The 17,601-nt window shown below is 74.1% G+C and carries 15 protein-coding genes and 1 pseudogene; 7 read left to right on the top strand and 9 right to left on the bottom strand.

What is annotated here, in order from left to right; translation table 11 throughout:
• The 4 genes from ABD308_RS30870 to miaA form a co-directional block, all read right to left on the bottom strand.
• Nucleotides 1-1,611: RelA/SpoT family protein (locus ABD308_RS30870; RefSeq protein WP_344342341.1), on the bottom strand; the 1,611-nt coding region annotated here is incomplete at its 3' end.
• Between the two features lie 215 nt (nucleotides 1,612-1,826).
• A complete protein-coding gene (gene dapF, locus ABD308_RS30865) occupies nucleotides 1,827-2,738 on the bottom strand; it encodes a diaminopimelate epimerase (RefSeq protein WP_344342339.1) in 912 nt (303 codons plus the stop codon).
• Between the two features lie 94 nt (nucleotides 2,739-2,832).
• Nucleotides 2,833-3,384 carry a hypothetical protein gene (locus ABD308_RS30860; RefSeq protein ID WP_344342337.1) on the bottom strand — a complete coding sequence of 184 codons (552 nt, stop codon included), beginning with the start codon at nucleotides 3,382-3,384 and terminating at the stop codon, nucleotides 2,833-2,835.
• 228 nt (nucleotides 3,385-3,612) lie between these two features.
• Nucleotides 3,613-4,572 (bottom strand): tRNA (adenosine(37)-N6)-dimethylallyltransferase MiaA, encoded by a 960-nt coding sequence (gene miaA, locus ABD308_RS30855; RefSeq protein ID WP_344342335.1) that lies wholly within the window; start codon nucleotides 4,570-4,572, stop codon nucleotides 3,613-3,615.
• 136 nt (nucleotides 4,573-4,708) lie between these two features.
• On the opposite strand from miaA, the gene ABD308_RS30850 reads away from it, so the two are divergent.
• On the top strand, nucleotides 4,709-4,966 hold the full coding sequence (locus ABD308_RS30850) for an antitoxin (protein WP_344342333.1): 258 nt from the start codon (nucleotides 4,709-4,711) through the stop codon (nucleotides 4,964-4,966).
• 53 nt (nucleotides 4,967-5,019) lie between these two features.
• Here ABD308_RS30850 and ABD308_RS30845 read toward each other — a convergent pair whose 3' ends face one another.
• Complete coding sequence (locus ABD308_RS30845) at nucleotides 5,020-5,718, bottom strand: class III extradiol dioxygenase subunit B-like domain-containing protein (RefSeq protein ID WP_344342331.1); 699 nt, start codon at nucleotides 5,716-5,718, stop codon at nucleotides 5,020-5,022.
• 82 nt (nucleotides 5,719-5,800) lie between these two features.
• Nucleotides 5,801-7,303, bottom strand: coding sequence for a tRNA (N6-isopentenyl adenosine(37)-C2)-methylthiotransferase MiaB (miaB, locus tag ABD308_RS30840; protein WP_344342329.1), 1,503 nt, complete (start codon nucleotides 7,301-7,303; stop codon nucleotides 5,801-5,803).
• 74 nt (nucleotides 7,304-7,377) lie between these two features.
• Here miaB and ABD308_RS30835 point away from each other — a divergent pair, with 74 nt between their 5' ends.
• Nucleotides 7,378-8,385, top strand: a complete 1,008-nt coding sequence (locus ABD308_RS30835; RefSeq protein ID WP_344342327.1) for a TAXI family TRAP transporter solute-binding subunit — start codon at nucleotides 7,378-7,380, stop codon at nucleotides 8,383-8,385.
• A gap of 20 nt (nucleotides 8,386-8,405) precedes the next feature.
• Here the strand turns inward: ABD308_RS30835 and ABD308_RS30830 are convergent, their stop codons facing one another.
• Nucleotides 8,406-9,845, bottom strand: coding sequence for a sensor histidine kinase (locus tag ABD308_RS30830; protein ID WP_344342325.1), 1,440 nt, complete (start codon nucleotides 9,843-9,845; stop codon nucleotides 8,406-8,408).
• Nucleotides 9,846-9,851: 6 nt separating this feature from the next.
• A complete protein-coding gene (locus ABD308_RS30825) occupies nucleotides 9,852-10,607 on the bottom strand; it encodes a response regulator transcription factor (protein ID WP_344342323.1) in 756 nt (251 codons plus the stop codon).
• 439 nt (nucleotides 10,608-11,046) lie between these two features.
• Between ABD308_RS30825 and ABD308_RS30820 the strand changes: the two genes are divergently transcribed.
• The 5 genes from ABD308_RS30820 to ABD308_RS30800 all read left to right on the top strand — a co-directional run bounded on the left by ABD308_RS30820 (nucleotide 11,047) and on the right by ABD308_RS30800 (nucleotide 16,285).
• The gene (locus ABD308_RS30820; RefSeq protein WP_344342321.1) at nucleotides 11,047-11,820 is read left to right on the top strand and encodes an amino acid ABC transporter ATP-binding protein; all 774 of its coding nucleotides are present in this window, start codon (nucleotides 11,047-11,049) and stop codon (nucleotides 11,818-11,820) included.
• A 133-nt stretch (nucleotides 11,821-11,953) separates the two neighbouring features.
• Nucleotides 11,954-12,862 carry a glutamate ABC transporter substrate-binding protein gene (locus ABD308_RS30815; RefSeq protein WP_344342319.1) on the top strand — a complete coding sequence of 303 codons (909 nt, stop codon included), beginning with the start codon at nucleotides 11,954-11,956 and terminating at the stop codon, nucleotides 12,860-12,862.
• A 47-nt stretch (nucleotides 12,863-12,909) separates the two neighbouring features.
• A complete protein-coding gene (locus ABD308_RS30810) occupies nucleotides 12,910-13,563 on the top strand; it encodes an amino acid ABC transporter permease (RefSeq protein WP_344342317.1) in 654 nt (217 codons plus the stop codon).
• Nucleotides 13,560-14,411 (top strand): amino acid ABC transporter permease, encoded by an 852-nt coding sequence (locus ABD308_RS30805; protein ID WP_344342315.1) that lies wholly within the window; start codon nucleotides 13,560-13,562, stop codon nucleotides 14,409-14,411. The genes ABD308_RS30810 and ABD308_RS30805 overlap by 4 nt, the downstream gene beginning before the upstream one ends.
• A 134-nt stretch (nucleotides 14,412-14,545) precedes the next feature.
• The gene (locus ABD308_RS30800; RefSeq protein ID WP_344342313.1) at nucleotides 14,546-16,285 is read left to right on the top strand and encodes an FAD-dependent monooxygenase; all 1,740 of its coding nucleotides are present in this window, start codon (nucleotides 14,546-14,548) and stop codon (nucleotides 16,283-16,285) included.
• Here ABD308_RS30800 and rny read toward each other — a convergent pair.
• Nucleotides 16,266-17,601, bottom strand: a pseudogene (rny, locus tag ABD308_RS30795) (ribonuclease Y); the annotation flags it as partial. The gene ABD308_RS30800 and the pseudogene rny overlap by 20 nt on opposite strands.

Genomic DNA, 17,601 nt, shown 5'->3' with positions numbered 1-17,601 from the left:
CAGCCAGCGTTCGATGGCCAGCCGGGCGCCCGGGGTGCGGGCGTGCGCGAGCCACTCGGGCGCCGGTCCCGCGGCCTCCTCGGTGAGGACGGCCACCCGGTCGCCGTCGTGCAGCACGGTGGAGAGCGCGGCGAGCCGGCCGTTCACCCGGGCCCCGATGCAGCGGTGGCCGGTCTCCTCGCCGAGCAGGTAGGCGGCGTCCACACAGGTGGCGCCGGCCCTGAGCTGAAGCGTTTCACCACGCTCGGTGACCACGGTGATCTCGCGGTCCCCGGCCAGGTCGGCGGTGAGCGCGGACCAGAAGGCGTCCGGGTCCGGCGTCTCCTGCTGCCACTCCAGCAGGCGGGATAGCCAGCCGGGCCGGGCCGGGTCGGTGCGGTCCAGCTCGTCCCGGCCCTGGTCGCCGCCGGTCCCGGGCTGCCGGGGGTCACCGAGCGCGACCACGCCGGTCTCGGCGACCTCGTGCATCCGCCGGGTCCGCACCAGCACCTCGACCACCTCGCCGCCGGCCAGCGCCACCGCGGTGTGCAGCGACTGGTAGAGGTTGAACTTCGGCGCGGCCACGAAGTCCTTGAACTCCCCCGGCAGCGGCGTCCAGCAGGTGTGCAGCTCGCCGAGCACCGCGTAGCAGTCGGCGTTCTCCTCCACCACCACCAGCAGCCGCCCGAAGTCGGCCGGCTGCGGCCCCTGCGGCTTGCCGTCCGGCCCGGGGGCGGCGGCCCGCTTGAGCAGCACCCGGTGCAGCGAGACGCAGTGCCGGGGGCGGACGGTGACCTCGGCGGCGATCCCGGCCTCGACGAGCTGGCGGGCCAGGCTCCGGGCGAACGGCGCCAGCAGGGTGTCCGGTCCGGCCTCGTGCCGCCCGAGCAGGGCCCGGGCACGGGTGTGCTCCTCGGGGTGCAGGGTGGCGAAGACGATGTCCTCCAGCTCGGCCTTGAGCACCTGGATGCCGAGCCGCTCGGCCAGCGGGATCAGCACGTCCCGGGTGACCTTGGCGATCCGCACCTGGCTGGCCGGCTTCATGTGCCGGATGGTGCGCATGTTGTGCAGCCGGTCGGCGAGCTTGATGACCATCACCCGGACGTCGTCCCCGGTGGCGACCAGCATCTTGCGGAAGGTCTCCGCCTCGGCCGCCGCGCCGAAGTCGACCTTCTCCAGCTTCGTCACCCCGTCGACCAGGTAAGCGACTTCGGGCCCAAACCCCTCGGCCACCTGATCCAGCGTCAACTCGGTGTCCTCGACCGTGTCGTGGAGCAGCGAGGCGACCAAGGTGGTCGTCCCGGCGCCGAGTTGGGCCAGGATCATGGTGACGGCCAACGGGTGGGTGATGTACGGCTCGCCGCTCTTGCGCTTCTGGCCGCGGTGGCTCTCCTCGGCCAGCCGGTAGGCCCGGCCGAGCAGGCCGAGGTCGGCCTGCGGATGGTGTCCGCGGTGGGCCTGGACCAGCGGTTCGAGCGCGTCCGGCACCGGCGGGCGGCCGGTGGCCAGCAGCGCGGCGCGCCCGGCGCGGCCGAGCGCGGCCCGGCCCAACCCGCCGAGCGGGCGCTTGGGCCCGGCTTGCCGTGCGGACGTCGGCTGCCCCGCCAGGGGCGGCCCGGCTTCGATGGTCATCGGCACCTCCGGCAGCGGTACCGGGGGCGTGGGCCGACCCGGTGGTCCATGCTACCGAGCAGAGCACGTTCCGCGAGGCCCCGCTTCCCGTCCGTCAGAGGTATCACCCGAACGGGGGGATTCGATCCCGGACGAATTGGGCAAACACGGGCCGGCCGTTGACCGGCCCGCACAACCGAACGGGCTCCGGCGGGGCGACGGCGGGTGACGGAGGGTCAGACCCCGAGGATCAGCGCCGCCCAGGCCGGCTCCAGCTCGCCGCGGGCGACGATGACCGCCGGACCGGTCTTCTCCACCCGGCCGTCCGGGTGCTCGGTGATCGTCAGCCGGCCGCCCGGCACGTCCACCGTGTACGTCACGGCCTCGCCGGTGACCGCCGGGTCCGCGCCGTCCCGGCGGGCGGCGGCCACCGCGACGGCGCACGCGCCGGTGCCGCAGGAACGGGTCTCGCCGGAGCCGCGCTCGTGCACCCGCATCGCGACGTGCCGCGGCCCGCGGTCCACCACGAACTCGACGTTGACGCCCTCCGGGTAGACGCCCCCGGGGCTCACCGGCGGCGCGGTCCGCAGCTCACCGGCGTGGTCCAGGCTCTCGACGAAGGCGACCGCGTGCGGGTTGCCCATGTTGACGTTCAGGGCCGGCCAGCGGCGGTCGCCGACCGTCACCTCGATCCCGTCCGGTCCGGGCAGCCGCGCGTGCCCCATGTCGACGGTGATCTCGCCGGGCGTGCCGTCCTCGGCGTCCTCGGCGACCCGCACGGTCCGCAGTCCGGCCCGGGTGGCCACCGGCAGCTCGCCCGGCTTCGCCAGCCCCGCCTCGATCAGGTAGCGGGCGAAGACCCGGATGCCGTTGCCGCACATCTCGCCGATCGAGCCGTCGGAGTTGCGGTAGTCCATGAACCACTCGGCCCGGTCGGCCTGCTCGGCCGCCGCCGGATCGGCGGCGGAGCGCACCACGCGCAGCAGTCCGTCACCGCCGATGCCCGCCCGCCGGTCGCACAGCGCGGCCACGGCCTCGGGACCGATCGCCAGCCGGCCCTCCGGGTCGGGGACGATCACGAAGTCGTTCTGGGTGCCGTGCCCCTTGAGGAAGGGGAGGCCGACGGGCTGCGCGGAGGATGCGGTCACCCTCCCGATGGTACCGAGCGGCACCGGACCCCCGCCCTCCGGTCCCGAGCCGCGGACCGTCCCGCGAGCCGGACCAGGAGGGCCCGGAGACCGATCAGCGTCCCGACAGCCGGATGACCCGGTACAGCGCCAGCGCGCAGGCGGCCAGCACGATCAGCGTGTAGATCACGATCGCCTTCCACCCGGCCCGCTCGCCGGTGCCGCGGCGCGGCAGGCCGGGCCACTTGTACCCCGCGTGCCGGGCCGCCATCGCGCCCCAGCCGAGCGAGGCCGCGGTGAGCAGCAGGCCGAGCATCCCGATCATCGCCGAGCCGGCCCCGGCCGAGCCGAAGGCCAGCGGGAAGGCGAACATCAGCGAGCCGGCGGTGGCCACCAGGGCGATCGGCAGGGTCTGCCACCAGCGCAGCCGGCGGCGCGGCCGGATCTCCCGCTCGTGCACCGCGCCGGAGGGGGCGCGGGTGTCCAGGGCCGGCAGCCCGACCGCGTAGGAGGTGGGCACGTCGAGGCCGGGCAGCACCGGCAGGTCGGGCAGCGTCGAGGAGTCCAGGTCGGCGGCCTGCGCCGTGGCACGGCCGCCGCCGTTGCCGGACGCGCCGTTCACGGACCTGGCGCTCCGGCCGGTCTCGGGGCCGGTACCCGTGGACACGCGGCCTCCCCTGACAGTTCGACACGAGTGCGGACTCGCGGCCGGGCGCGGTCGACCCGCCCGGGCCGACCCTTACGGCATCGATGATGGCATGTCCAGAGTGGCGTTCCGGGCCTGACCGGGGTCGGCGGGTGATCCGTGGCCATCACGTGATCCGGCCGTGACCGCCGTGCCGTCCTGCACGCCCGTCTGCGCGCGCAACTGCACCGCCGGATGGCCGGAAAACGCCTACCGGACGACGGATTCCTGACGGTCGATCAGCTCAAGCGACCGGTCCAGCAGCGCGACCGGGTCGGTGCCGGCCGGCCGTGCCAGCCAGTGGATCCGGTCGTCCCGGCGGAACCAGGACTCCTGCCGGCGGGCGAACCGCTTGGTGGCCCGGACCGTCTCGGCGCGCGCCTCGTCCTCCGTGCACAGGCCGGCGAAGTGGTCGAGCACCTGCTGGTAGCCGAGCGCCCGGGAGGCCGTCCGGCCGTCGCGCAGCCCGGCCTTCTCCAGCCGCCGCACCTCCTCCAGCAGTCCGGCCCGCCACATCCGGTCCACCCGCAGGGTGATCCGCTCGTCCAGTTCGGGGCGCGGAACGGCGACGCCGATCTGCACCGCGTCGTACACGGCGGTGTTGCTCGGCAGGTTGGCGGTGAACGGCCGACCGGTGATCTCGATGACCTCCAGCGCCCGGACGATCCGCCGGCCGTTGCTGCTCAGGATCGCCTCGGCCGCGGCCGGGTCCAGCCCGGCCAGCCGCTGGTGCAGGACGTACGGGCCGACCCGTTCCAGTTCCTCCTCCAGCCGGGCGCGGACCGCCGGATCGGTGCCCGGGAACTCCATCTCGTCGATCGCCGCCCGCACGTACAGGCCGGAGCCGCCGACCAGGACGGGGGTGCGGCCGGCCGCGAGCAGCCGGTCGATCACGGCCCGGGCGAGCCGCTGGTACTCGGCCACGCTGGCGGCCTCGGTGACGTCCCAGATGTCCAGCAGGTGGTGCGGGACGCCGCCGCGTTCCTCCTCGGTGAGCTTGGCGGTGCCGATGTCCATGCCGCGGTAGAGCTGCATCGAGTCGGTGTTGATCACCTCGCCGTCGAGGGCGCGGGCCAGGGCGACGGCCAGGTCGGACTTGCCGGCGGCGGTCGCGCCGACGACCGAGACGACGCGGGGGCGGGCGGACTGGGCGGTGGTGGGGCTGCTCACCGGTCAAGTCTGCCAGGGAACGCCGCCCCGCCGACGGGCCGGCCGGTCCGAACCGTTTTCCACCGACCCGTCCTCTTGCGAACGGTTTCGCCCTGGCGGACGTTGTGAGAGGGACAGAGAGGAAGGAAGAGGCGCCATGGGTCTGATGGACAACCTCAAGGGCAAGGCCGGAGAGTTCAAGGAGAAGGCCAGCGAGTTCGCCGGCAAGCACAGCGACCAGATCGGGAGCGCCGTGGAGAAGGCCGGCGGAGCGATCGACAAGGCCACCAAGGGCAAGTACACCGACAAGATCGAGCACGGCGCCAGCAAGGCCAAGGGCGCCGTGGACGACTTCGCGCACAAGCCCCAGGCCCCCGGCACCCCGACGGACGGCACCCCGGGTCCGACCAGCTGACCGGCGGCCCGGGCCCGAAGGCCCGGGCTACCGGAGGCCCGGCTCCAGGAGGCTCAGCTCCAGGAGGCGACCAGGTACCCGACGCCGTACGGCGCGTCCTGGTAGCCCAGCCGCGCGGTGAGGCCGGCGCCCTCGGCGGCGCCGGCCAGCACCTGCCAGGGTGCCCGGCCCTCGGCCTTCAGCTCGGCGGCCAGTCCCGCGTCCAGGGCGGCCAGCGCCGCGGTGTCCGCCGAGCCCAGCGCCCGCGCCAGGCCGGCGTCGAAGCCCTCGGCGCGCTCGTCCAGGTAACCGGGCGCCTTCAGCGACCGGCAGGCACTGCCGTCCCCCATCACCAGCAGCCCGACCCGGTCGGCCAGCCCGGCCAGCCCCTGGCCCAGGCCGAGCATCCGGTCGGCGGGCGCGTCGGCCGGCACCGCGCAGGCGTGCGTAGGCAGCGTCACCCCGGCCCGGCCGAGCAGCCAGGCGCCGACGGTCAGCGAGGGCGCCAGCTCCGGCCCCTCGGCCCGGCCGCCCGGCAGCGCGGCCACCAGTGGCACGCCGTACCGGTGGAACGATCCGGCCCCGCCCTCGGTCCACACCTCGGGCTCCGGCCCGGTGCCGACCACCACGAGCAGTTCCGGCGCGGCCGCGAGCACCACCCCGAGCGCCTCGTCACAGGCCGCGCGCAACGGCTCCAGCTCGGCCGCCGCCCCGGCGGCGACCTCGGGGACGAGCAGCGGCGGACAGGGACAGACGGCGGCGGCAACCAGCATGTGGATCACTCTAGCCAAGAACGCGGAACGGCCCGGCGGGACCGAAGGGTCCCACCGGGCCGCGCACGTCCTCCGGGGACGGTCAGTCCCCGCAGCAGGCGCCGCCGGCCGGGGCGGCCAACGGCAGCGCCGCCGGGGCACCGATCGACGGCAGGCCCAGCATCACGCCGGCCGGCTTGGCGGCGGGCTTGGCCTGGCGCTTCTCCCAGGCGTCGCCGGCCCGGGTGCGGCGCACCGCGAGCGCCGGGCCCTCGGCCAGCAGGTGGTGCGGGGCGGCGTAGGTGATCTCCACCGTGACCATGTCGCCCGGGCGGACCGGCTCGGCGGGCCTCGCGAAGTGGACCAGCCGGTTGTCCGGCGCCCGGCCGGAGAGCCGGTCGGTCTTGTCGTCCTTCTTGCCCTCGCCCTCGGCGACCAGGATCTCCAGGACGCGGCCGACCTGCTTCTTGTTCTCCTCCCAGGAGATCTCCTCCTGGAGGGCGATCAGCCGGTCGTAGCGGGCCTGGACGACCGCCTTGGGGATCTGGTCGTCCATCTCGGCGGCCGGGGTGCCGGGGCGCTTGGAGTACTGGAAGGTGAAGGCGTTGGTGAAGCGGGCCTCGCGGACGACCTTCATGGTCTCCTCGAAGTCCTCCTCGGTCTCGCCGGGGAAGCCCACGATGATGTCGGTGGAGATGGCGGCGTCCGGCATCGCCTCCCGCACCTTGCGGATGATGTTCAGGAAGCGCTCCTGCCGGTAGGAGCGGCGCATCGCCTTCAGGACGGTGTCGGAGCCGGACTGCAGCGGCATGTGCAGCTGGTGCATCACGCTCGGGGTCTCGGCCATCGCGGCGATCACGTCGTCGGTGAAGTCGCGCGGGTGCGGCGAGGTGAAGCGGATCCGCTCCAGGCCCTCGATCTGGCCGGCGGCGCGCAGAAGCTTGGAGAAGGCCTCGCGGTCGCCCAGGTCGGAGCCGTAGGCGTTGACGTTCTGGCCCAGCAGGGTGACCTCGATGACGCCCTCGTCGACCAGCGCCTCGATCTCGGCGAGGACGTCGCCGGGGCGGCGGTCCTCCTCCTTGCCGCGCAGCGCGGGGACGATGCAGAAGGTGCAGGTGTTGTTGCAGCCGACCGAGATCGCGACCCACGCGGCGTAGGCGGACTCCCGGCGGGTGGGCAGCGTGGAGGGGAAGGTCTCCAGCGACTCCAGGATCTCGACCTGGGCCTTGCGCTCGACCGCGGCGCGCTCCAGCAGCGCCGGCAGGTGGCCGAGGTTGTGGGTGCCGAAGACCACGTCGACCCAGGGGGCCTTGCGGACGATGGTGTCGCGGTCCTTCTGCGCCAGGCAGCCGCCGACGGCGATCTGCATGCCCTGGTGGCGGCTCTTGACCGGGGCCAGCTGCCCGAGGTTGCCGTACAGCTTGTTGTCGGCGTTCTCCCGCACCGCGCAGGTGTTGAACACCACCAGGTCCGGGTCGCCGTCCTGCCCCGCCTTGACGTACCCCGCGTCCTCCAGCAGCCCGGAGAGCCGCTCGGAGTCGTGGACGTTCATCTGGCAGCCGTACGTGACGACCTTGTAGCTCTTCGATCCGCTGTCACCGCTCACCCAACCAGAGTACGGGCACCCGTGAAGAGGTTTTCCCCTCCCGTTCCTTCCACCGGCCTGGCACTATCCCTTCCATGGCCCCCCGCACTTCCTCCCGTTTCCGCGCCGCGGCCGACCGGCCGCTGTGGCGGATCGTGACGGCCCTGGTGCTGGTGCTCGCCGGGCTGGGCGGCTGGTGGCTGTCGGCGGGCGGCTCGACCGGCCGCCCGAGCGGCGAGACCAGGCTGGCCACGGGCGTCGAGCAGGGGGTGTACGACCGGTACGGGAAGCTGCTGGACGCCCACCTGGCCAAGGCGATGCCGGGGGTGCGGCTGGAGCTGGACAACTCCGAGGGCTCGATCGACAACCTGGCCCGGGTCACCTCGGGCCGGGACGACTTCGCGATCGCCACCGCCGACTCCGTGGCCCAGTACACCGGCCCCGGCCGGGAGAAGCTGCGGGCCATCGCCCGGCTCTACGACGACTACCTGCAGCTGATCGTGCCGGCCGGCTCCTCCGTGCACAGCGCCGCCGACCTCAAGGGCCTGCGGGTCGGTGTCGGCCAGTCGCTCTCCGGCGTGAACCTGGTGACCCGCCGGCTGCTGACGGCGGCCGGACTCGACCCGGACCGCGACATCACACCGGCGTTCCTGGGCATCGGCGACGCGGCGAACCGGCTGCGGTCCGGCCGGCTGGACGCGTTCTTCTGGTCCGGCGGCCTGCCGACCAGCGCGCTCACCGAGCTGTCCGAACACGTCCGGATCCGGATCGTGCCGCTGGGCGACCTCGCCGAGGCGATCCACCTGGTCGAGGGCGGCGGCACGGACGCCTACCGGGCGGCCACCATGCCGAAGGGCACCTACCCGAAGGCCGAGCCCCAGGAAGCGGTCGCCACCCTCGCCGTGCCCAACCTGCTGATCACCCGGGCCGACGTGGACGACGACCTGGTCCAGGGCATGACCCGGGCGGTGATCGACAGCCGCGACCAGATCGGCGCCCAGGTGCACGCCGCCCAGCTGGTCGACCTGCGCACCGCCGTCTACACCGACCCGCTCCCCCTCCACGAGGGCGCCGCCCGCTACTACCGCTCGGTGAAGCCCTGACCCGGCCCCGCTAGGGCCCGCTAGGGCTTCTCGCGGCCGGCCCGGGGCACCGCGAGGGTGACGGCGAGGCCGGACGGGGTGGCGGTGCCGAAGGTGAGCGAGCCGCCGGCCGCCTGGAGCAGGGTGCGGGCGATCGACAGACCGAGGCCCGAGCCGTCCACGTTCTGGTGCCGGGTGCTGCGCCAGAAGCGGTCGCCGGCCCGGGCCAGCTCCTCCTCGGTGAGGCCGGGGCCCTGGTCCGAGACGGTCACCGCGACCTCCTCGCGCCGCGCGGCGACCAGCACCCGTACCCGGCTCCCCCCGGGGCCGAACTTCAGCGCGTTGTCGAGCACCGCGTCCAGCGCGCTGCCGAAGCCGATCGGGTCGGCCAGGCCGAGCGCCAGCGCCGGGCCCTCCCAGACCAGCTCGATGCCGCGCTGCGCGGCCAGCGGCCGCCAGGCGTCCACCCGTTCCAGGCTGAGCACGCCCAGGTCGGTGGGCTCGGGCTCGGGGCGGGCGTGCTCGGCGGTGGCCAGCCCGAGCAGGTCGTCCAGCACCCGGGCCAGCCGGACCCCCTCCTCGCGGACCCCGCCGAGCTCCTCCTCGTGCCCCTCGGGCAGCTCCAGGCCCAGCACCTCGACCCGCAGCAGCAGCGCCGCCAGCGGGTTGCGCAGCTGGTGCGAGGCGTCGGCGACGAAGGCCTTCTGCTGGTCCAGGGCGAGCACCACGTGGTCGGCCATCTCGTTGAACGAGCGGGCCAGCCGCTGCAGCTCGGGCGGCCCGCCGCCGGGCGCCACCCGGGCGTTCATCCGGCCGGTGGCGATGTCGTGGGTGGCCCGGTCCAGGGTGCGGACCGGGCGCAGCACCCATTCGGTGAGCCGGGCGGCGAGCAGCACCGCGACGATCATCGCGGCGGCCTCGCCGGCCCCGATCACCAGCCACTTGCGCACCACCCGGGCGCGCAGCGCGCCGGTCGGCGACTCGCTGAGCACCACGGCGACCACGTCGCCGTCGCGGACCACCGGGGTGGCGACGGTGAGCGTGCGGTCCGGGGTCCACGGCCAGACCTGCGGCGGGTTGTGGCTGCGCCGGCCGTCCAGCGCCTCCTGGAAGGCCTGGTCGGCCCATCCGCTGCCGGGTACCCGCCAGTCGGACGGGGCGACCGCGATCGGCATGCCGTCCCGCTGGAAGATGCCGATCCGCACCCCGTAGAGCTCGTGGTAGCGCGCCACCTCGGCGTCCAGCGCGTGCCGGCGGCTGAGGTCGCCGGGGGCGGGCTGCGGGTCGCCCTTGACCGCCGACTCCAGGCCGGAGAGCCCGGAGGTCGGCAGGTCCTGGGCGAACCGGGCGGCGTCGTCGAGCCGGTCGACGACCACCCGGCTCTGCTCGGCGGCCGCGAAGGCCGCCGCGAGCGGGAGTCCGAGGGCGGCGAGCACGCAGAGCATCAGCGCGAGCAGGATGCCGAGCAGGCGGGTGCGCACGTGCGGTCAGCGCTCCGCGCGGGCCGGGGGCGGGGTGTCGGCGGCGGGGGCCGGGGACTCGGGTATCAGCCGGTAGCCGACGCCCCGGACGGCCTCGACCAGGCCGGGCAGGGCGAGCTTGGTGCGCAGCGAGCCGATGTGCACCTCCAGGGTGCGGCCGTTGCCCTCCCAGCCGCTGCGCCAGACCTCGCTGAAGATCTGCTCGCGGCGGTAGACCACGCCGGGGCTCTGGGCGAGCAGCGCCAGCAGGTCGAACTCCTTGCGGGTGAGCGGCACGTCCCGGCCGTCGACGCTGACCCGGCGGCGCTCGCGGTCGATCACGATGCCGCGCGACTCCAGCGGGCCGCGCTGCTGCGGGACGGTGTCCGGGGCGGGCACGGCGACGGCGGCGGGGACGGCGCCGCGGCGGGCCACGGCGTGGATCCGGGCGAGCAGCTCGCCCATGTCGTAGGGCTTGGTGATGTAGTCGTCGGCGCCGAGGTTGAGGCCGTGGATCCGGGAGCGTATGTCGGCGCGCGCGGTCACCATGATCACCGGTACGCCGCTGCCGGCCCGGATCCGGCTGCAGACCTCGAAGCCGTCCCGGTCGGGCAGGCCGAGGTCGAGCAGGACCACCCGGTAGGGCTCGTTGCCGTCCGGCACCAGGGCGTCCAGCGCCTCGTGGCCGCTGCGGGCGTGCCGGACCTGGAACCCGTGCCGGCCCAGGACCGCGACCAGCGCGGCGGCCACCCTTTCGTCGTCCTCGACGAGCAGCAGTCGCATGTGTCTCCTCCTCTCCCGGACGGTCTCCGGGGGTCTGTCCCGCGGTGCCTCCCGCGGCCGTCGTGCGATCGTGACGGCTCCCCCTGCCGGGCAAGGTCCCGGTTCTGCGCAGTATGGGCCAGGGACGGCCCGGACGCCAGGCTCGGCCGGTGCCGGCGGCCGGGGGCGCGGGGCCCGCCGGGGCTCCGCGATCATGCCCGCCGGGGCCGCGGACGCTGCCACTGTGCCCGGATCCGCCGCCGGTGAACAGCACCCGCCGGTCGCGTGGCCGGATCGTGATCCTCAAGTGTTGCTCAGATCGGCTGACGAGACATCGTCAGGCCTCCTATGGTCGCCCCACCGAGGGCCGCGACTCCGCCGGTTGCGGCCCTCGGATTCCTACCACCATTGTCGCCCAAGGGAGTTCGTCCCAGCGGGCCGATCCGAGGGAGCCGGCGCGATGACCACGAGCCTCGACAAGGACTCCCGTGCCGACGCCGCCCCGCTGGTGGTCCTGCGCAACGTGAACAAGCACTTCGGCGCGCTGCACGTGCTCCAGGACATCGACCTGGAGATCCAGCAGGGCGAGGTGGTCGTGCTGATCGGCCCGTCCGGCTCGGGCAAGTCCACGCTGTGCCGGACGATCAACCGGCTGGAGACCATCGACTCCGGAACGATCACCATCGACGGCCGCCCGCTGCCCGCCGAGGGCCGCGAGCTGGCCCGGCTGCGGGCCGAGGTCGGCATGGTCTTCCAGAGCTTCAACCTGTTCGCGCACAAGACCGTGCTGGAGAACGTGGTCCTCGGCCAGGTCAAGGTCCGCGGCATCGCCCGCGACAAGGCCGTGGCGACCGCCGAGGAACTGCTGGAGCGGGTCGGCGTCGGCGCCCAGGCCGCGAAGTACCCGGCCCAGCTGTCCGGCGGCCAGCAGCAGCGCGTCGCGATCGCCCGGGCGCTGGCGATGAACCCCAAGGTGATGCTCTTCGACGAGCCCACCTCGGCGCTCGACCCGGAGATGATCAACGAGGTGCTGGAGGTCATGCGCAGGCTGGCCGCCGACGGCATGACGATGGTGGTCGTCACCCACGAGATGGGCTTCGCCCGCTCCGCCGCCAACCGGGTGCTGTTCATGGCCGACGGCCGGATCGTCGAGCAGAACACCCCGGAGGCCTTCTTCACCGCGCCGCGCTCCGACCGCGCCAAGGACTTCCTCTCCAAGATCCTGCACCACTGATCCCCCGGGCCGGATCCCGGCCGACGGTGGCGAGGGCGCCGCCGCGCGCCCGCCGGCCCGTCCGCTCGACCTGTGAACTTCCCTTCGCCAGAGCCCGGTTGACCCGTGGCCCAGCCCGAGGAGAGCTACCCTCATGAGGACCCGTCGCACCTTCGCCGTCGCGCTCTGTGCCGTCGCACTCACCGCCACCGCCGCCTGCGGCAAGGACGGCACCCCCGGTGGCACCGCCACCGGGGCCGGCGGCACCGCCGCCCCGGCCCTGCCCACCTACACCGTGAAGACCGACGTCAAGGCGGACTCGCCGGTCCTGGCCGCCGCCAAGCAGCGCGGCCAGCTGATCATCGGCGCCAAGGCCGACCAGCCGTTCCTCGGCTTCGAGGACCTCGCCACCGGCGACCGCAGCGGCTTCGACATCGAGATCGCCAAGATGGTCGCCGCCGACCTCGGCTTCACCCCGCAGCAGATCAAGTGGCAGACCCTGGTCTCCTCGCAGCGCGAGCCGGCCATCTCCAAGGGCCAGATCGACTTCTACGTCGGCACCTACAGCATCAACGACGAGCGCAAGAAGGCCGTCTCCTTCGCCGGCCCGTACTACATCGCCGGCCAGGACCTGCTGGTCAAGGCCGACAACACCGCGGTCACCGGCCCGGACTCGCTGAACGGCAAGAACGTCTGCACCGCCACCGGCTCGACCTCGATCAAGAACATCGAGAAGTACTCGCCGAAGATCACCCAGTTCGACGCCTACTCGGCCTGCGTCGAGAAGCTGATGTCCGGCGAGGTCGACGCGGTCACCACCGACGACGCCATCCTCAAGGGCTACGCGTCCAAGTACGCGCCCAAGCTCAAGGTGGTCGGCCAGCCGTTCACCAAGGAGAACTACGGCGTCGGCCTGAACAAGGACGACAAGGCGCTGCGCGACGCGATCAACGACGCGATCAAGGCCCACCAGGACAACGGCGACTGGAAGAAGGCCTACGACGCCACCCTCGGCCTCTCCGGCTCCACCGCGCCGCAGCCGCCGGCCCTCGACCGCTACTGATCCGCCACTCCCCCGAGTCGACGAACCCCTGAGAGGAGGGCCGCCGGATGGGCTTCCTGTTCGAGGACGGCAACTTCGCGCTGTTCCGCGACGGCTTCCTGCAGACGATCGTGCTCAGCGCGCTCAGCGCGCTGCTCGCCCTGCTGCTGGGCACCCTGCTGGCGGCCTTCCGGGTCTCCCCGATCCCGGCGCTGCGGGCCTTCGGCACCGCCTGGGTGACGGTCTTCCGCAACACCCCGCTGACCGTGCTGTTCTTCGCCGTGACCTTCGGCCTCCCGGCGCTCGGCGTGCACTTCGACCACCTCACCTTCGCGGTGCTGGCGCTCGGCGGCTACACCGCCGCGTTCGTCTGCGAGGTGCTGCGCTCCGGCATCAACACGGTGCCGGTCGGCCAGGCGGAGGCCGCCCGCAGCCTCGGCCTGACCTTCGGCCAGACCCTCACCCAGGTCGTCCTGCCGCAGGCGGCCCGCGCCGTGCTGGCGCCGATGAGCAGCGTCTTCATCGCGCTCCCGAGGAACTCCGCGATCGCCGGCGCGTTCAGCGTCAGCGAGCTGTACAGCGTCCAGCAGGGCTTCTCGGACGGGGACGGCATCTCGATCTTCGCGATCTTCTTCTGGGTGGCCTGCGCCTACCTGCTGATCAGCGCCACCGTCTCCCTGCTGTTCCGCTTCCTGGAGTCCCGACTGGCGGTGGCCCGATGAGCAAGTCCCTCACCCGTTCCACGACGGCCGGCGTCCTCTACGACGCCCCCGGCCCCAAGGCCCTCGCCCGCTACCGGGTCTTCGGGGTGCTCTCGCTGCTCGGCATCGCCGGACTGTTCTGGTACGCCTTCACCGCACTGAACGACAACGGCCAGTTCGACCCCCAGCTCTGGGACGCGTTCCAGTACACGACCGTCCAGCGGCGGATCGTCGACGGACTGCTCGCCACCCTGAAGGCCTTCGGGCTCGCGGCGGTGTTCTCGCTGGCGCTGGGCGCGCTGCTGGCCGCCGGGCAGCTCTCCGACCACCGGCCGGTGCGCTGGGCCTGCGTCTCCTTCGTCCAGTTCTTCCGGGCGATGCCGCTGCTGATCCTGATCGTCGCCCTCTACTACGGGCTGCTCGCCAAGCAGCCGATGTGGGCGCTGGTGCTCGGGCTCACCCTCTACAACGGCTCGGTCCAGGCGGAGATCATCCGCAGCGGCGTCAACGCCGTCCCCCGGGGCCAGGGCGAGGCGGCGTACGCGCTCGGCATGCGCAAGACGCAGGTGATGACGAGCATCCTGGTCCCGCAGGCCGTCCGCTCGATGCTGCCCTCGATGATCGGCCAGCTGGTCGTCACGCTCAAGGACACCTCGCTCGGCCTCATCATCACCTACCACGAGCTGCTCTTCGTCGGCAGGGCCATCGCCTCCCAGCCGATCAACGCCGCGGGCTTCCCGTACATCCCCGTCGTTCTGGTGATCGGGCCCATCTACATCGCGATGTGCCTGCTGCTCACCGGGCTCGCCCGGTGGATCGAGGCACGCGGACGAGGCGGCGCGAACCGGCGCACTTCATCTGCTGCTTGACGGGCACGCAGGTGAACTGTTGCATTGCTCTTCGTGACACCTACCGGGAGCATCCACGCGGCATATGACGGCAGGCCGGCGGCCGACCCGTGCTCCGGCGCCCGCGGCACCCGTCCGTACGCGAAGGGTCCGGCATGGACCCGGTGATCGTGGTCGGGGCCGGGCCGGTCGGCCTGGCCCTGGCCCTCGCGCTCGCCCGGCACGAGGTGCCGACCGTCGTCCTCGACGAAGGCTCCGGACTCTGCCCCGAGAGCCCGCGCAGCGTCGTCCTCGGCGCCGACACCGCCGCCTTCCTCACCAGGATCGGCTACCCCCGGGCCGTCGCCGACGCCGCCCGCTGGGACGCCTTCACCGTCTGGCGCCGCCGCCAGGAAGTGCTCCGGATCGACCTCGACGACACCCCCGTCCTGCACCTGCCCCAGCACCGCCTGCAGCGCGGACTGCAGGACGCCCTCACCGGCACCCCGCTGGTCCGGCTGGTCCCGCTCAGCCGGGTCACCCGGCTCGAACAGGACCGCGACGGCGTCAGCGTGCTGACCCGCGGCCCGAAGGACGGCACCGAGACCTGGTGGCGCGGCAGCCACCTGGTCGGCTGCGACGGCGCCCGCTCGGCCGTCCGCAAACTCCTGAAGATCCGTTTCCCCGGCCGGCCCGCCGTCGACCGCAGCGCCGTCGCGACCGTCCGGGTCGACCTGCCGTTCACCGAGCCCCGGCTGCACCGCGAGCCGCCGTGGCGCGGCGACCGCGAGGCCACCGCCCGCCCCCTGCCGCACGGCGTCTGGCGGCTCGACTGGCGGCTGCCCCCGGGCCGGCCCGCGGTCACCGAGCCGGTCGACCCGCACGCCACCTGGCCCGGCATCGTCACCGGCGACACCCTGCTCACCCGGGTCACCGCCACCCTCACCGGCTGGTGCGGCGAACTCCCGGCATTCGACCTGCTCGCCGCCGCCGACCACACCGCCCAGCAGCGGCTGGCCGCCCGCTTCCGGGTCGGCCGCTGTTTCCTGGCCGGCGACGCCGCCCACCTGCACGGCGCGCTCGGCATGCAGAACCTCACCGACGGCCTGCGCGACGCCGACAACCTGGCCTGGCGGCTCGCCCTCGCCTGGCACTTCCACTCCGGCGGCCCGCGGCCCGGCGGCTCGCTGCTCGACGGCTACGAGGCCGAGCGGCGCGGCGCGGTCGGGGCCCGGCTGCGCGCCGTCGACCAGTCGATGCCGCTGCTGCGCCCGCTGCGCGGCTGGGCGCAGACCCGGCGCTCGCTGCTCACCGGCTCGTTCCGCAAGCACGCGCCGCTGCTCGCCGACGGCCACCTCGGCACCGGGCGGTTCGGCGGCGCGCCCGCCTACCCGGCCGCCCCCGCCACCGCCCCCGGGCGGGTCCCGGTCCAGCGCGGCACCCGGGGCGCCACCTCGCTCAGCGAACTGCTGCCCTCCACCGCGCCCGGCGTGCTCGTCCCGGACCTGCCGGTGCTGGCCACCGACGGCACCCCGGACCAGCTGCACGCCCGGCTCGGCGCGGGCTTCCTGCTGCTGCTGGTCGCCCCCGGCACCGCCGTGTGGTCCGCGGAGCGCTGGCTCGGCGCCGGGCTGATGCCCCGGCTGGCCGAGGTCGCCGCCGCGCTGCCGGTGCCGGCCGAGGTCCTGGTCACCGAGGCCTACCCGGGCGCCGGCCCGCACTCCGTGCTGCTGATCCGGCCCGACGGCCACCTGGTCGGAATCACCCAGGGCGCGGACGGCGAGGACCTCCAGGCGCTGGCCGACCTCGCCCGGGGCGGCCCGGCCCCGCTCCCCGGCGGACCGGAGCCGGAGCCGTCGGCCACCCGCCCGGCCGACGCCCAGGGCGCCGACGCCCCTAGCGGGCCACCTCGGTGACCCGGCTCTCGCGGACCACGGTGACCCGGATCTGGCCCGGGTAGGTCAGCTCCTCGGCGACCTGCTTGGCGACCTCGCGGGCGATCACCTGCGCCCCGAGGTCGTCCACCACCTCGGGGCGGACCATCACCCGGACCTCCCGGCCGGCCTGCATCGCGTAGACGTCGGCCACGCCGTCGTGCGCCCGGGCGATCTCCTCCAGCCGCGCCAGCCGGCGCACATACGCCTCCAGCGACTCCTTGCGGGCGCCCGGCCGGCCACCCGAGCAGGCGTCGGCGGCCTGCACCAGCACCGCCTCCACGGTCTTCGGCTCCACCTCGCCGTGGTGCGCGGCGATCGCGTGCACCACGTCCGCCGGCTCGTCGTGGCGCCGGGCGAAGTCCGCGCCGACCGCCGCGTGACTGCCCTCGACCTCGTGGCTCAGCGCCTTGCCGATGTCGTGCAGCAGCGCCGCGCGCCGCACCGGCTCCGGGTCCACCCCCAGCTCGGCCGCCATCATCCCGGCCAGGTGCGCCGACTCCACCAGGTGGCCGAGCACGTTCTGCCCGTACGAGGCCCGGTAGCGCAGGGTGCCCAGGGTGCGGACCAGCTCCGGGTGCATGCCGCCGACCCGGACGGCGAGCAGCGCGTCCTCGCCCGCCCGCACGCAGCGGCGTTCCACCTCCGCGCGGCTGCGGGCGTGGACGTGCTCGATCCGCAGCGGGTGGATCCGGCCGTCCTCGACCAGCTGCTCCAGGGTGAGCCGGGCGGTCTCCCGGCGGACCGGGTCGAAGCAGGAGAGCTGTACCACCGCCGGGGTGTCGTCGATGATCAGATTGACGCCGGTGACGGCCTCGAAGGTCTTGATGTTGCGGCCCTCGCGCCCGATCACCCGGCCCTTCATCTCCTCGGTGGGAAGCCGGAACACCGACACGGCGGTCTCCGCGGTCTGCTCGGCGGCCAGCCGCTGGATCGCCCCGGCCACGATGCCCCGGGCCCGCCGCTCGCCCTCCTCGCGGGCGGCGCGCTCGATCTCGCGGACGGTGACCGCCGCCTCCCGGCGGGCCTGCGCCTCGGCCGTGCGGACGAGTTCGGCGCGGGCCTGGTCCGCGGAGAGCCCGGCCGTGCGCTCCAACTCGGCCGCCCGGTGCCGGACCAGCTCCGCCGCCTCGTTCCGGGCGCGCGTCACCTCGGCCGTCCGCTCGGCCAGTTCACCCTCTCGGGTCCGCAGCCGGTCGAGCTCTCCGGCCAACCACTCCTCGCGCCGGTCGAGTTCGGCGCGCATCCGGTCCGCCTGCCGTTCCGCCCGCCGCCGCGCCCGCTCGGTCTCGGCGGGG

The organism is Kitasatospora putterlickiae (assembly GCF_039527695.1).
Classification (GTDB): Bacteria; Actinomycetota; Actinomycetes; order Streptomycetales; family Streptomycetaceae; genus Kitasatospora; species Kitasatospora putterlickiae.
This window is presented reverse-complemented; position numbering and strand designations above follow the sequence as displayed.